The following is a 13969-nucleotide window of genomic DNA, read 5'->3' as shown; positions in this document are numbered from 1 at the left end:
ATGGCTGACTATCGGGGCAGAAAAGTCGTCATCATTGGATTAGGCATTACTGGCCTCTCCTGTGTTGATTTCTTCCTCGCGCAAGGCGTAACGCCACGCGTGATGGATACCCGTGTCTCGCCGCCGGGGCTGGACAAGCTGCCAGCCTCGGTGGAGCGCTATGTTGGCGGTATTAATAGCGATTGGCTGCTGGCGTCCGATCTGATTATCGCCAGCCCAGGCATCGCGCTGGCGCATCCTGCATTGAGCGAAGCCGCCGATGCCGGGATTGAAATCATCGGCGATATCGAGCTGTTCTGCCGTGAAGCGCAGGCACCGATTGTGGCGATTACCGGTTCGAACGGCAAAAGCACCGTGACGACGCTGGTAGGTGAAATGGCGCGTGCCGCAGGTTGGCAGGTGGGCGTGGGCGGCAACATCGGTTTGCCGGCGCTAACGCTGTTGAAATCGCCAGCACAGCTTTATGTACTCGAACTCTCCAGCTTCCAGCTGGAAACCACACACAGCCTGAAAGCGGCCGCCGCGACGATCCTTAATCTCACCGAGGATCATATGGATCGCTATCCGCTGGGCATGCAGCAATATCGTGCCGCCAAGCTGCGCATTTACGAAAACGCCAGCGTCTGCGTAGTGAATGCTGACGATGGCATGACCATGCCGGTGCGCGGTGTTGATCAGCGCTGTGTGAGCTTCGGCATCAACCTTGGCGATTATCATCTTAATCAGCAGCAAGGCAGCACCTGGCTGCGAGCGAAGGGCGAGAAAGTCCTGAACACCGATGAGATGACCCTGGTAGGCCAACACAATTACACCAACGCGCTGGCAGCGCTGGCATTAGCCGATGCGGTGAACATCCCGCGCGCTTCCAGCCTGAAAGCCTTAACCACCTTTACCGGCCTGGCGCACCGCTTCCAGTTGGTGCATGAAGCCAATGGCGTGCGTTGGATCAACGACTCCAAAGCCACCAACGTTGGCAGCACCGAAGCGGCGCTTAACGGCCTACAGGTAAAAGGCACTTTGTGGTTGCTGCTGGGCGGCGACGGCAAATCGGCTGATTTCAGCCCGCTGACGCGCTATCTGCAAGGCGACAACGTGAAGCTGTTCTGTTTTGGTCGCGATGGCGATGCGTTAGCGGCACTGCGTCCGGAGATTGCCACGCGCACAGAAACCATGCAGCAGGCGATGACGCAAATTGCCGCACAGGTAAAAGCGGGCGATATGGTGCTGTTATCACCGGCCTGCGCCAGCCTTGACCAGTTCCGGAATTTTGAACAGCGCGGCGATCAGTTCGCGCAACTGGCGAAGGAGTTGAGCTGATGCGCATTCCTGGAGCTGGTATCGCCAATTATCTGTCAGTGCGCCTGCGCGATTGGGTGATGGGCGCGCGCGACAATGATGATGCGCCGGTGGTGCTGTATGACCGCACGCTGCTGTGGCTGACCTTTGGTCTGGCGCTGATCGGTTTTGTGATGGTGACGTCGGCGTCGATGCCGGTTGGCCAACGTCTCAACGAAGATCCGTTCTACTTTGCCAAGCGTGATGCATTCTATATTGCTTTGGCCTTCGGCATGGCGCTGGTGACCTTACGCATCCCGATGGATTTCTGGCAGCGCTACAGCAACGTGATGCTGATGGTTTCAGTGGTGATGTTGCTGATCGTGTTGGTGGTCGGTAGCTCGGTGAACGGTGCATCGCGCTGGATTGCCCTTGGCCCGCTGCGTATTCAGCCGGCTGAGCTCTCGAAGTTGACGCTGTTCTGCTATCTCGCCAGCTATCTGGTGCGCAAAGTAGAAGAGGTGCGTAACAACTTCTGGGGCTTCTGTAAGCCGATGGGCGTGATGGTGGTGCTGGCCGTGCTGCTGCTAGCGCAGCCGGACCTCGGTACCGTGGTTGTGCTGTTTGTTACCACGCTGGCGATGCTGTTCCTCGCCGGGGCGAAAATGTGGCAGTTCCTGGCGATCATCGGCTCCGGCATTTTCGCCGTGGTGCTGCTGATCATCGCGGAACCGTACCGTATGCGCCGTGTAACCTCCTTTTGGAACCCATGGGAAGATCCGTTCGGTAGCGGCTACCAGCTAACGCAATCTTTGATGGCGTTTGGGCGCGGTGAGTTCTGGGGACAGGGCTTAGGCAACTCGGTGCAGAAACTGGAATATCTGCCGGAAGCACATACCGACTTTATCTTCTCCATCATCGGTGAAGAGTTGGGTTATGTCGGTGTGGTTTTAGCGCTGTTGATGGTATTCTTCGTCGCTTTTCGCGCGATGTCGATTGGTCGCCGTGCTCTGGAGATCGATCAGCGCTTCTCAGGCTTCCTCGCTTGCTCAATTGGCGTGTGGTTTAGCTTCCAGGCGCTGGTTAACGTCGGTGCGGCTGCGGGCATGCTGCCGACCAAAGGTCTGACATTGCCGCTGATCAGTTACGGTGGTTCGAGTCTGATCATCATGTCGACCGCCATCGTGTTTTTATTGCGCATAGATTATGAAACGCGCCTGGCGAAAGCGCAGGCGTTTACCCGAGGTGCTCGATGAGTGGCAAACGGCTGATGGTCATGGCAGGCGGTACTGGCGGGCATGTGTTCCCCGGTCTGGCCGTTGCCCATCACCTGATGGAACAAGGCTGGCAGGTTCGCTGGCTGGGAACCGCTGACCGAATGGAAGCGGATTTGGTGCCGAAACACGGCATTGAAATTGATTTTATCCGCATCAGCGGTTTACGCGGTAAAGGCGTGAAAGCGCAGTTGCTGGCACCGGTGCGCATCTTCAATGCCTGGCGCCAGGCGCGTCGCATCATGAAGAGCTGGCAGCCGGATGTGGTGCTGGGCATGGGCGGCTATGTTTCAGGTCCCGGTGGTTTAGCGGCGTGGAGCTGCGGTATCCCGGTGGTGCTGCATGAGCAGAACGGCATTGCCGGACTGACCAACAAGTGGCTGGCGAAAATCGCCACCAAAGTGATGCAGGCGTTTCCCGGTGCGTTTCCAAATGCTGAAGTGGTTGGCAATCCGGTGCGTACCGATGTGTTAGCGCTGCCGTTACCGGCAGAACGTCTGAGCGCACGTTCCGGCCCGATTCGCGTGCTGGTGGTTGGCGGCAGCCAGGGCGCGCGCATCCTCAACCAAACCGTGCCGCAAGTGGCCGCAGAGTTGGGCGAAGCGATTACGGTTTGGCATCAAACCGGTAAAGGTGGACTGGGAACCGTGCAGCAGGCTTACCGCGCAGCGGGCCAGCCGCAGCACAAAGTCACCGAGTTTATCGATGACATGGCCGAAGCTTACGCCTGGGCCGATGTGGTGGTGTGCCGTTCGGGCGCATTGACGGTGAGCGAAGTGGCCGCCGCAGGTTTACCGGCGATTTTCGTGCCGTTTCAGCACAAAGATCGTCAGCAGTACTGGAATGCGTTGCCGCTGGAAAAAGCGGGCGCAGCCAAAATTTTCGAGCAGCCGCAATTTACCGCAGCTGTGGTAGCGGACACGCTGCGTCACTGGGATCGCACCACATTGTTGGCGATGGCAGAAAAAGCCCGTCAGGTCGCGATTCCCGATGCAACCGAGCGGGTTGCAAATGAAGTGGTGCGCGTCGCGAAGTAATTAATCGGCCAGTTGATTTGGCCCGTACCTTTAGCAGGTACAAACGGGAAAAACAGGTAATTGAAACAGATGAATACACAACAATTGGCAAAACTGCGTTCTATTGTGCCCGAGATGCGTCGCGTCCGGCACATTCACTTTGTCGGCATCGGTGGTGCTGGCATGGGCGGTATTGCCGAGGTGTTGGCGAACGAAGGCTATCACATTAGCGGTTCTGATCTGGCACCGAACGCGGTGACACAGCATCTGGCGGCGCTGGGCGCGACGATTTATTTCAACCATCGTCCGGAAAACGTCACCGATGCCAGCGTTGTCGTGGTGTCTACGGCTGTGGCGCAGGATAACCCTGAGCTGGTTGCCGCACGTGAGCAGCGTATTCCCGTGATTCGTCGCGCTGAGATGTTGGCAGAACTGATGCGTTTCCGTCACGGCATTGCCGTTGCCGGTACGCACGGTAAAACCACCACCACCGCGATGGTGACCAGCATTTACGCGGAAGGCGGACTGGATCCGACCTTCGTTAACGGTGGATTGGTTAAAGCCGCAGGTACGCATGCGCGCCTGGGCAGCAGCCGTTACCTGATTGCAGAAGCAGATGAAAGTGATGCGTCCTTCCTGCATCTGCAACCGATGGTGGCGATTGTCACTAACATCGAAGCGGATCACATGGACACCTATCAGGGTGATTTTGAGAACCTGAAGCAGACGTTCATTAACTTCCTGCACAACCTGCCGTTCTACGGACGCGCGGTGATGTGCGTGGATGATGCGGTGATTCGTGACCTGATTCCGCGCGTAGGTCGTCAGGTGACAACCTATGGCTTCAGCGATGACGCGGATGTGCGTATCGAGAATTATGAGCAGCGTGGCGCACAAGGGCACTTCACCATTATTCGTCAGGATAAGCCGGTGCTGAAAGTGACGCTGAACGCGCCGGGCCGTCATAACGCTCTGAACGCGGCTGCCGCGGTAGCTGTCGCCAGCGAAGAAGGTATTGAAGATAACGCGATTCTGGCCGCGCTTGAGAGCTTCCAGGGCACCGGACGCCGCTTTGACGTGCTGGGCGAGTTCGATACCGCCGCCGTTAACGGTAATCCAGGCAGCGCGATGCTGGTCGACGATTACGGTCATCATCCCACCGAAGTGGATGTCACCATCAAAGCCGCACGTGCAGGCTGGCCTGACAAGAAGCTGGTGATGGTGTTCCAGCCGCATCGTTATACGCGCACGCGTGACCTGTTTGATGATTTCGCTAATGTGCTGTCGCAGGTGGATGTGTTGCTGATGCTGGATGTCTATCCGGCGGGTGAAGCCGCGATTCCGGGCGCTGACAGCCGTTCGCTGTGCCGCGCGATTCGTAACCGAGGCAAGGTTGATCCGATTCTGGTCTCTGAGCATGACGCGCTGCCAGACGCGCTGGCACCGTTGCTGTCGGGCGATGATCTGGTGATCGTCCAGGGCGCAGGAAACATCGGCAAGATTGCCCGCAAGCTGGCCGAAAACGAATTGCAGCCTGCCGTTAAGACGGAGGCGCGCCATGACTGAGAAGGTTGCAGTATTAATGGGCGGCACCTCGGCAGAGCGCGAAGTTTCGCTGATGTCCGGTGCGGCAGTGCTAGCCGGACTGCGTGAAATGGGCATTGATGCGCATGCGGTCGATACGCGTGACGTGTCGGTGCTGGATCTGAAACAGCAGGGTTTCGCTAAAGCGTTTATTGCTTTGCACGGCCGTGGTGGTGAAGACGGCACGCTGCAAGCGGTGCTGGAGTTCCTGCAACTGCCCTATACCGGCAGCGGCGTGATGGCTTCCGCCATCACAATGGACAAACTGCGCAGCAAATTGCTGTGGCAGGGCAGGGGATTACCCTCAGGCAAATTTGTCTGGCTGACGCGTCAGCAGCATGAGCAAGGTTTAGACGCCGATATCACCGTCGCTATTGAGGCGCTGGGCTTACCGCTGTTTGTGAAGCCAAGCTGCGAAGGTTCTAGCGTGGGTATCAGCCGCGTGAACCATGCGGATGCATTACCCGCAGCGCTTGAAGAAGCCTTTCGCCATGATGATGACGTACTGATCGAAGCTTTTCTGAGCGGCGCGGAGTACACCGTGGGCATCGTGGGTGAGCAAATTCTGCCTTCCATCAGAATTAAAACCGCCAGCGAGTTCTATGACTATGAAGCTAAATACATTTCTGACGATACTGAATACTTCTGCCCGAGCGGATTAAGCGCCGAGCAGGAAGCAGAATTGCAGACGTTGGTGTGGTCAGCCTGGCGCGCATTGGGTTGCAGCGGCTGGGGTCGTGTCGACGTGATGGCTGACGGTGAGGGTAACTTCCAACTGCTGGAAGTGAATACTTCGCCTGGCATGACCAGCCACAGTTTAGTGCCGATGGCCGCGAAGCAAGCGGGATACAGCTTCCCGCAGCTGGTAGCGCGTATTCTGGAGCTAGCTGACTGATATGTCTCAGGCGGCGATACGAGTACGCAATCGCGAACCTCAGGAGCGGATACGCTCCGGGCGTAGCAACGGTGCGCGACTGTTTGGCATGGTGTTCCTGCTGATTGTGCTGGGCATTATGGTGGCGGGCGGTCTCGTGGTGCTGAAGTGGATGAATGACGCGTCACGCTTGCCGTTATCGAAGCTGGTGGTGACCGGGCAAACCCACTACACCACGCATGACGATATTCGCCAGGCCATTTTATCGCTTGGCGCGCCGGGAACCTTCATGTCGCAGAACGTGGATATCATCCAGCAGCAGATTGAGCGTTTACCCTGGATTAAGCAGGTCAGTGTGCGCAAGCAGTGGCCTGATGAGCTGAAGATAAATCTGGTGGAGTACGTTCCCGTGGCACGCTGGAACGACTCACACATGGTGGACGCCGATGGCGTCTCCTTCAGCGTCCCGGCCAGTCACGTTGGCAAAGAAGCGTTGCCAATGCTGTACGGCCCGGAAGGCAGTGAAAACGAGGTGTTAGCCGGCTATCACACCATGAGTGATGTGTTAAAGGCTAACAAGTTTACCCTGAAGGTCGCGTCGATGACGGCGCGGCGCTCGTGGCAATTAGTGACCAGTGACGATGTGCGCATCGAATTAGGTCGCAGCGATACCATGAAGCGTCTGAACCGTTTTATTGAGCTTTATCCGGATTTGCAGCAGCAGGGCCAGAGTCAGAACCAGCGCATCACGTATGTTGATTTGCGCTACGATTCAGGCGCCGCAGTCGGTTGGGCCGCTGCACCGATAGAGCCACAGGACAGTAATCAGCAACAGAACCAGGCACAGGCTAAACCACAATGATCAAGGCAACGGACAGAAAACTGGTAGTAGGACTCGAAATTGGCACCGCAAAGGTGTCCGCCCTGGTTGGGGAAATTCTGCCCGATGGTATGGTCAATATTATTGGGGTGGGCAGTTGCCCGTCTCGTGGCATGGATAAAGGCGGCGTAAACGATCTGGAGTCGGTGGTGAAATGCGTACAGCGTGCCATCGATCAGGCTGAATTGATGGCGGATTGCCAGATTTCATCGGTCTACCTTGCTTTATCGGGCAAACATATCAGTTGTCAGAACGAAATCGGGATGGTTCCGATTTCGGAAGAGGAAGTGACTCAGGATGATGTAGAGAACGTGGTGCATACGGCGAAATCCGTTCGCGTACGTGATGAGCATCGTATCCTGCATGTCATTCCGCAGGAATATGCCATCGATTATCAGGAAGGCATCAAGAATCCAGTGGGACTTTCCGGCGTGCGTATGCAGGCGAAAGTACATTTGATCACCTGCCACAACGATATGGCAAAAAATATTGTCAAAGCCGTTGAACGTTGTGGCCTGAAAGTTGACCAATTGATTTTTGCCGGCCTGGCATCCAGTTTCTCAGTGTTGACAGAAGATGAACGTGAGCTGGGCGTCTGTGTTGTTGATATCGGTGGCGGTACAATGGATATCGCTGTCTATACTGGCGGCGCATTGCGTCATACCAAAGTGATTCCTTATGCCGGGAACGTGGTAACCAGCGATATCGCCTACGCTTTTGGTACACCGCCGACCGACGCAGAAGCGATTAAAGTGCGTCACGGTTGTGCATTGGGCTCGATTGTCGGCAAAGACGAAAATGTCGAAGTGCCGAGCGTAGGTGGACGTCCACCGCGTAGCCTGCAGCGTCAAACGCTGGCTGAAGTGATCGAGCCGCGTTACACCGAACTGTTGAATCTGGTCAACGACGAGATTCTGCAATTACAGGAGCAGCTGCGCCAGCAAGGCGTGAAACACCATCTGGCGGCCGGTATCGTGCTGACCGGTGGTGCGGCGCAGATTGAAGGTTTGGCAGCCTGCGCACAGCGCGTGTTCCACACGCAAGTGCGCATCGGACAGCCGCTTAACATCACCGGCCTGACAGATTATGCGCAGGAGCCGTATTACTCTACGGCAGTTGGCCTGCTGCATTACGGCAAAGAGTCACACATGAACGGTGATGCAGAAACGGAAAAACGTGCTTCAGTGGGCAACTGGTTTAAACGAATCAACAGCTGGCTGAAGAAAGAATTTTAATTTTTGAAAAAGGAGATCATGCTGGCAATGTTTATGATCTCCAGGCGACAGGCACATAACGGAGAGAAATCATGTTTGAACCTATGGAATTAACCAATGACGCGGTGATTAAAGTCATCGGCGTCGGCGGTGGCGGTGGCAACGCCGTAGAGCACATGGTACGCGAGCGTATCGAAGGTGTGGAATTCTTCGCTGTAAACACCGACGCGCAAGCGTTGCGTAAGACAGCGGTCGGCCAGACGATCCAGATCGGGACCAATATCACTAAAGGTCTTGGTGCAGGTGCAAACCCAGAAGTGGGTCGTAACTCTGCAGAAGAGGATCGCGAAGCACTGCGTGCTGCGCTGGATGGTGCAGACATGGTGTTCATCGCAGCAGGCATGGGCGGCGGTACCGGTACCGGTGCAGCGCCAGTTGTGGCTGAAGTGGCAAAAGATTTGGGTATCCTGACTGTTGCGGTGGTGACTAAGCCATTCAACTTTGAAGGCAAAAAGCGTATGGCTTTTGCTGAGCAGGGTATCGCAGAACTGTCGAAGCATGTCGATTCACTGATCACTATTCCAAATGACAAGCTGCTGAAAGTTCTGGGTCGCGGTATCTCTTTGTTGGATGCGTTCGGCGCAGCTAACGACGTATTGAAAGGCGCAGTGCAGGGTATCGCTGAACTGATTACGCGTCCTGGCCTGATGAACGTCGACTTCGCGGACGTGCGTACCGTGATGTCAGAAATGGGTTACGCCATGATGGGTTCAGGCGTGGCATGTGGTGAAGACCGTGCAGAAGAAGCGGCAGAAATGGCGATCTCTTCTCCACTGTTGGAAGACATCGATCTGTCTGGAGCGCGCGGCGTGCTGGTCAACATCACTGCGGGCTTCGACCTGCGTCTTGATGAGTTCGAAACCGTGGGTAACACCATCCGCGCCTTCGCATCTGACAACGCAACCGTAGTTATCGGTACTTCTCTGGATCCAGAGATGAACGATGAACTGCGTGTGACTGTGGTTGCAACTGGCATCGGCATGGATAAGCGCCCGGAAATCACTCTGGTGACCAACAAACCGGCCACTCAGCCAGTGATGGATCATCGCTACCAGCAGCACGGCATGGCGCCGCTGCCGCAGGAGCAGAAACCGGCTGCGAAAGTGGTAAATGACCAACCGGCGGCATCCAGCAAAGAACCCGATTACCTTGATATTCCAGCCTTCTTGCGTAAGCAGGCAGACTAAGAATATCCCGAGAATTGGGATTCTCCGCTCTTTGTGCTAAAGTATTCGCCCGCTGGTAATTTATACTGGCGGTCGGACAGGTAATATTGCGAGATAAAGCGATGATCAAACAAAGGACATTAAAACGTATTGTTCAGGCGACTGGTGTCGGTTTACATACCGGCAAGAAAGTCACACTGACGTTACGCCCTGCGTCGGCTAACACCGGGGTCATCTATCGTCGCACTGACTTGAATCCACCGGTAGATTTCCCGGCTGATGCAAAATATGTGCGCGACACCATGCTGAGTACTTGCCTGGTGAATGATGAAGGCGTGCGTATTTCAACAGTTGAACATCTGAACGCCGCATTGGCGGGCTTAGGCATTGACAACATTATTGTTGAAGTTGATGCACCGGAAATCCCGATTATGGATGGCAGTGCCGCGCCTTTTGTCTATCTGCTGATGGACGCAGGCATCGAAGAGCTGAACAGCGCGAAGAAATTCGTGCGCGTTAAGCAAACGGTGCGTGTGGAAGATGGCGATAAGTGGGCCGAGATCAAACCGTATAACGGTTTCTCACTCGACTTTACTATCGACTTCAAACATCCAGCGATTGACTCAAGCTCGCAGCGTTACCAGCTCAACTTCTCGGCTGAGAACTTTGTTCGCCAAATCAGCCGTGCGCGCACTTTTGGCTTTATGCGTGAAATCGAATATCTGCAGTCTAAAGGCCTGTGCCTGGGCGGTAGTTTAGATTGTGCGATTGGCCTCGATGATTTCCGCGTATTAAACGAAGACGGTCTGCGCTTTGAAGACGAATTTGTTCGTCATAAAATGCTCGATGCGATCGGCGACCTGTTCATGTGCGGCCACAATGTTATCGGCGCGTTTACCGCCTTTAAATCGGGCCATGCGTTGAACAACAAGTTGCTGCAAGCGGTTCTGGCTAAGCAGGAAGCCTGGGAATGGGCAACCTTCGAAGATGAAGCTGAACTGCCGCTGGCATTCAAAGCACCAAATTTAGTTCTGGCGTAAGTCAGACATAAAACGGCAGGTTTCGCTGACACCCTCTCCGGTCAGTTGAACCTGCCGTTTTTTATTGCCTCGCTTTTAATCCTGCCAAACCGATCTCAATTCGCTGTAGTGAGTGGCGAAACCCTGTACAAAAAAACGTGAATTCCGCCGAAGCCCCTTTAATCACTGGTGTCGAAGCCCCACATAAGTGCTATCATCTGGCGCTCATATAAGCTGGGTAACGCTAATTTTGGCGACCGCTTTATCACTTTATTCAATGCATTGTGGACGGATTGTGATCGGGATTTTCTCACGCTGGCGACAATTAGGCAGACGCTATTTCTGGCCACATCTCCTGTTGGGGATGGTGGCGGCCAGTCTAGGTTTGCCTGCCTGCGCGCAAAATGCTGAGCCCAAAGCAAATGATTCGCCGATCAGCAGCTTGTTTGTCGGCAATGTTGTCCACTTTGATCATCTAATTCGTCTGCAGGAAAGCGCGCGTCGACCTAACTTCAACGTCGATTACTGGCACCAGCATGCGATTCGCACGGTTATTCGCCACCTTTCGTTTAGCATGACGCCGCCCGCTCAGGCCGAGGCCGATCAAGCTGTGCCGCTGGCGGCACAAAAGCTGGCGCTGATTGGTTCGCTTCAGGCGCTGCTGACTTCTCCCGCGCAAGCGCTAACTGTTGTTGAGCCGCAACAAAACCTGCGCCACAACGAACCACAAATCCATTCCTCTGCTGATTGGCAGGCTGCTATTCATGGCATCCGCGCCGGGCCTTTCATTGCTTAACTGCTAACGTTTTTTCCACATCCTGTATCAGATTTTGCAGTCCGTGAGACCACGGCTGAATTGAGAAAAATTTATCATGTTAATCAAATTGTTAACTAAAGTGTTCGGCAGCAGCAATGATCGTACTCTGCGCCGTATGCGTAAAATCGTAGATGTCATCAATAAGATGGAGCCGGATTTCGTTAAGCTCTCTGACGATGAACTGAAAGCGAAAACTGACCTGTTCCGTGAGCGTCTGAAAAAAGGCGAGAGCCTTGAAAGCCTGATCCCAGAAGCCTTTGCCACCGTACGTGAAGCGAGTAAACGCGTATTCGGTATGCGTCACTTTGATGTGCAGCTGATTGGCGGCATGGTGCTCAACGAGCGCTGCATCGCAGAAATGCGTACCGGTGAAGGTAAAACCCTGACCGCGACCTTGCCCGCTTACCTGAACGCATTGAGCGGCAAAGGCGTGCACGTTGTTACCGTCAACGACTATCTGGCGCAGCGTGACGCCGAAAATAACCGTGCGCTGTTTGAATTCCTTGGCCTGACCATCGGTATCAACCTGCCAAACATGCCAGCCGTGGCGAAGCGTGCAGCTTATGCCGCTGACATCACCTACGGCACCAATAACGAATACGGCTTCGACTACCTGCGCGACAACATGGCGTTCAGCCCGGAAGAGCGCGTGCAGCGTAAGTTGCATTACGCATTGGTGGATGAAGTCGACTCAATCCTGATCGATGAAGCACGTACGCCACTGATCATCTCTGGTCCGGCGGAAGACAGTTCTGAGCTGTATACCAAAGTTAATAAGATCATCCCGCATCTGGTGCGTCAGGAAAAAGAAGACTCTGAAACCTTCCAGGGCGAAGGTGATTTCTGGGTCGATGAAAAAGCGCGCCAGGCACACATGAGCGAGCGCGGTCTGGTAAAAGTTGAAGAGCTGCTGGTTAGCCAAAACATCATGGTAGAAGGCGAGTCACTCTACTCACCGACCAATATCATGTTGATGCACCACGTTACTGCGGCGCTGCGTGCTCATGCACTCTTCACTCGCGATGTTGATTACATCGTTAAAGATGGCGAAGTGGTCATCGTTGATGAGCACACCGGTCGTACCATGCAAGGTCGCCGCTGGTCAGATGGTCTGCATCAGGCGGTTGAAGCGAAAGAAGGCGTGGAAATCCAGAACGAAAACCAGACGCTGGCTTCCATCACCTTCCAGAACTACTTCCGTATCTACGAGAAACTCGCCGGTATGACCGGTACCGCGGATACTGAGGCATTCGAATTCAGCTCCATCTACAAGCTCGACACAATCGTGGTGCCAACTAACCGTCCGATGGTGCGTAAAGATATGGCCGATCTGGTCTACATGACTGAGAAAGAGAAGATCGACGCCATTATCGAAGACATCCGTGCCTGTACCGCCAAAGGGCAGCCGGTGTTGGTGGGTACCATTTCGATTGAAAAATCGGAAGTCGTTTCCAACGAACTGACGCGCGCGGGCATCAAGCACAGCGTACTGAACGCCAAATTCCACGCCAGCGAAGCGGATATCGTTGCTCAGGCGGGTCAACCTGCAGCGGTTACCATCGCAACCAACATGGCCGGTCGTGGTACCGATATCGTGCTGGGCGGTAGCTGGCAGGCTGAGCTTGCCGCGATGGACGAGCCAACCGAAGAACAGATTCAGGAGATGAAAGAGGCGTGGAAACTGCGTCACGATGCGGTGCTGGCTGCGGGCGGTCTGCACATCATTGGTACTGAGCGTCACGAATCTCGCCGTATCGATAACCAGCTGCGTGGTCGTGCGGGTCGTCAGGGTGATGCTGGTTCTTCACGCTTCTACCTGTCGATGGAAGATGCATTGATGCGTATCTTTGCTTCAGATCGCGTATCGAACATGATGCGTAAACTGGGCATGAAGCCAGGCGAAGCAATTGAACATCCATGGGTGACCAAAGCGATTGCCAACGCTCAGCGTAAAGTAGAAAGCCGCAACTTCGATATTCGTAAACAGCTACTGGAATACGATGACGTTGCTAACGATCAGCGTCGCGCCATCTACAGCCAGCGTAACGAACTGCTGGATGTGTCTGATGTGTCTGAAACCATCAACAGCATTCGTGAAGACGTCTACAAAACCACCATTGATACCTACATTCCGCCGCAGTCACTGGAAGAGATGTGGGATGTTGCCGGTCTGGAAGAGCGTCTGCGTAACGACTTTGATCTGAATCTGCCTATTGCTGAGTGGTTGGATGAAGAGCCTGATCTTCATGAAGAGACGCTGCGCGAACGCATCATGACTCACGCTGCGGAAAACTATGCTGCCAAAGAAGAAGTGGTCGGCGAAGAGATGATGCGCAACTTCGAGAAAGGCGTGATGCTGCAAACGCTGGATTCGTTGTGGAAAGAGCATCTTGCGGCGATGGATTATCTGCGTCAGGGTATTCATCTGCGCGGTTATGCGCAGAAAGATCCGAAGCAGGAATACAAACGTGAATCCTTCTCTATGTTTGCGGCGATGCTGGAGTCACTGAAATACGAAGTGATCAGTACCCTGAGCAAAGTTCAGGTGCGCATGCCAGAAGAAGTGGAAGCGATGGAGCAACAGCGCCGTGAGGAAGCAGAGCGTTTAGCGCAGCAGCAACAGCTGAGCCACGTTGATGATGCCACCGCCGCAGCCGAAGCGTTAGCCGCACAAGGCGGAGAGCGTAAAGTGGGGCGTAACGATCTTTGCCCATGTGGTTCCGGCAAAAAATACAAACAGTGCCACGGTCGTCTGGCCTGATAAAAAAGGAGCCTTCGGGCTCCTTTTTT

Annotated in this window: 11 protein-coding genes; all 11 read left to right on the top strand. The window is 54.7% G+C overall.

The window, feature by feature from the left end; translation table 11 throughout:
- The 11 genes from murD to secA all read left to right on the top strand — a co-directional run bounded on the left by murD (position 1) and on the right by secA (position 13940).
- Entirely contained in the window at positions 1–1317 is a 1317-nt protein-coding gene (gene murD, locus FHW71_RS11410; RefSeq protein WP_179451967.1) for a UDP-N-acetylmuramoyl-L-alanine--D-glutamate ligase, read from the top strand.
- Entirely contained in the window at positions 1317–2531 is a 1215-nt protein-coding gene (gene ftsW, locus FHW71_RS11405; protein ID WP_008108611.1) for a cell division protein FtsW, read from the top strand. Before murD ends, ftsW begins: the two co-directional genes overlap by 1 nt.
- Entirely contained in the window at positions 2528–3586 is a 1059-nt protein-coding gene (gene murG / locus FHW71_RS11400) for an undecaprenyldiphospho-muramoylpentapeptide beta-N-acetylglucosaminyltransferase (RefSeq protein ID WP_179451968.1), read from the top strand. Before ftsW ends, murG begins: the two co-directional genes overlap by 4 nt.
- 69 nt (positions 3587–3655) lie before the next feature.
- On the top strand, positions 3656–5131 hold the full coding sequence (gene murC, locus FHW71_RS11395; RefSeq protein ID WP_179451969.1) for a UDP-N-acetylmuramate--L-alanine ligase: 1476 nt from the start codon (positions 3656–3658) through the stop codon (positions 5129–5131).
- Positions 5124–6044: a D-alanine--D-alanine ligase gene (locus tag FHW71_RS11390; protein WP_179451970.1), complete on the top strand. Its 921-nt coding sequence runs from the start codon at positions 5124–5126 to the stop codon at positions 6042–6044. The genes murC and FHW71_RS11390 overlap by 8 nt, the downstream gene beginning before the upstream one ends.
- Before the next feature lies 1 nt (position 6045).
- Complete coding sequence (gene ftsQ / locus FHW71_RS11385) at positions 6046–6885, top strand: cell division protein FtsQ (RefSeq protein WP_179451971.1); 840 nt, start codon at positions 6046–6048, stop codon at positions 6883–6885.
- Positions 6882–8138 carry a cell division protein FtsA gene (ftsA, locus tag FHW71_RS11380; protein WP_007888634.1) on the top strand — a complete coding sequence of 419 codons (1257 nt, stop codon included), beginning with the start codon at positions 6882–6884 and terminating at the stop codon, positions 8136–8138. The genes ftsQ and ftsA overlap by 4 nt, the downstream gene beginning before the upstream one ends.
- Positions 8139–8209: 71 nt before the next feature.
- Complete coding sequence (gene ftsZ / locus FHW71_RS11375) at positions 8210–9364, top strand: cell division protein FtsZ (RefSeq protein WP_008108602.1); 1155 nt, start codon at positions 8210–8212, stop codon at positions 9362–9364.
- A 101-nt stretch (positions 9365–9465) separates the two neighbouring features.
- On the top strand, positions 9466–10383 hold the full coding sequence (gene lpxC / locus FHW71_RS11370; RefSeq protein WP_007888639.1) for a UDP-3-O-acyl-N-acetylglucosamine deacetylase: 918 nt from the start codon (positions 9466–9468) through the stop codon (positions 10381–10383).
- 274 nt (positions 10384–10657) lie between these two features.
- Complete coding sequence (gene secM / locus FHW71_RS11365) at positions 10658–11158, top strand: secA translation cis-regulator SecM (protein WP_353620990.1); 501 nt, start codon at positions 10658–10660, stop codon at positions 11156–11158.
- A 76-nt stretch (positions 11159–11234) separates the two neighbouring features.
- The gene (gene secA, locus FHW71_RS11360; protein ID WP_179451972.1) at positions 11235–13940 is read left to right on the top strand and encodes a preprotein translocase subunit SecA; all 2706 of its coding nucleotides are present in this window, start codon (positions 11235–11237) and stop codon (positions 13938–13940) included.
- Positions 13941–13969 lie beyond the last annotated feature (29 nt).

It is taken from the genome of Enterobacter sp. Sphag1F, assembly GCF_014193275.1.
Taxonomy (GTDB): Bacteria; Pseudomonadota; Gammaproteobacteria; order Enterobacterales; family Enterobacteriaceae; genus Pantoea; species Pantoea symbiotica.
Note: the sequence above shows the minus strand (reverse complement) of the source record. Positions and strands in the feature narration are given on the sequence as shown.

Excerpts from the sequence above, each read along its gene's own strand:
- murD (WP_179451967.1), top strand. The coding sequence starts at position 1 with ATGGCTGACTATCGGGGCAGAAAAGTCGTCATCATTGGATTAGGCATT.
- ftsW (WP_008108611.1), top strand. The coding sequence starts at position 1,317 with ATGCGCATTCCTGGAGCTGGTATCGCCAATTATCTGTCAGTGCGCCTG.
- murG (WP_179451968.1), top strand. The coding sequence starts at position 2,528 with ATGAGTGGCAAACGGCTGATGGTCATGGCAGGCGGTACTGGCGGGCAT.
- murC (WP_179451969.1), top strand. The coding sequence starts at position 3,656 with ATGAATACACAACAATTGGCAAAACTGCGTTCTATTGTGCCCGAGATG.
- FHW71_RS11390 (WP_179451970.1), top strand. The coding sequence starts at position 5,124 with ATGACTGAGAAGGTTGCAGTATTAATGGGCGGCACCTCGGCAGAGCGC.
- ftsQ (WP_179451971.1), top strand. The coding sequence starts at position 6,046 with ATGTCTCAGGCGGCGATACGAGTACGCAATCGCGAACCTCAGGAGCGG.
- ftsA (WP_007888634.1), top strand. The coding sequence starts at position 6,882 with ATGATCAAGGCAACGGACAGAAAACTGGTAGTAGGACTCGAAATTGGC.
- ftsZ (WP_008108602.1), top strand. The coding sequence starts at position 8,210 with ATGTTTGAACCTATGGAATTAACCAATGACGCGGTGATTAAAGTCATC.
- lpxC (WP_007888639.1), top strand. The coding sequence starts at position 9,466 with ATGATCAAACAAAGGACATTAAAACGTATTGTTCAGGCGACTGGTGTC.
- secA (WP_179451972.1), top strand. The coding sequence starts at position 11,235 with ATGTTAATCAAATTGTTAACTAAAGTGTTCGGCAGCAGCAATGATCGT.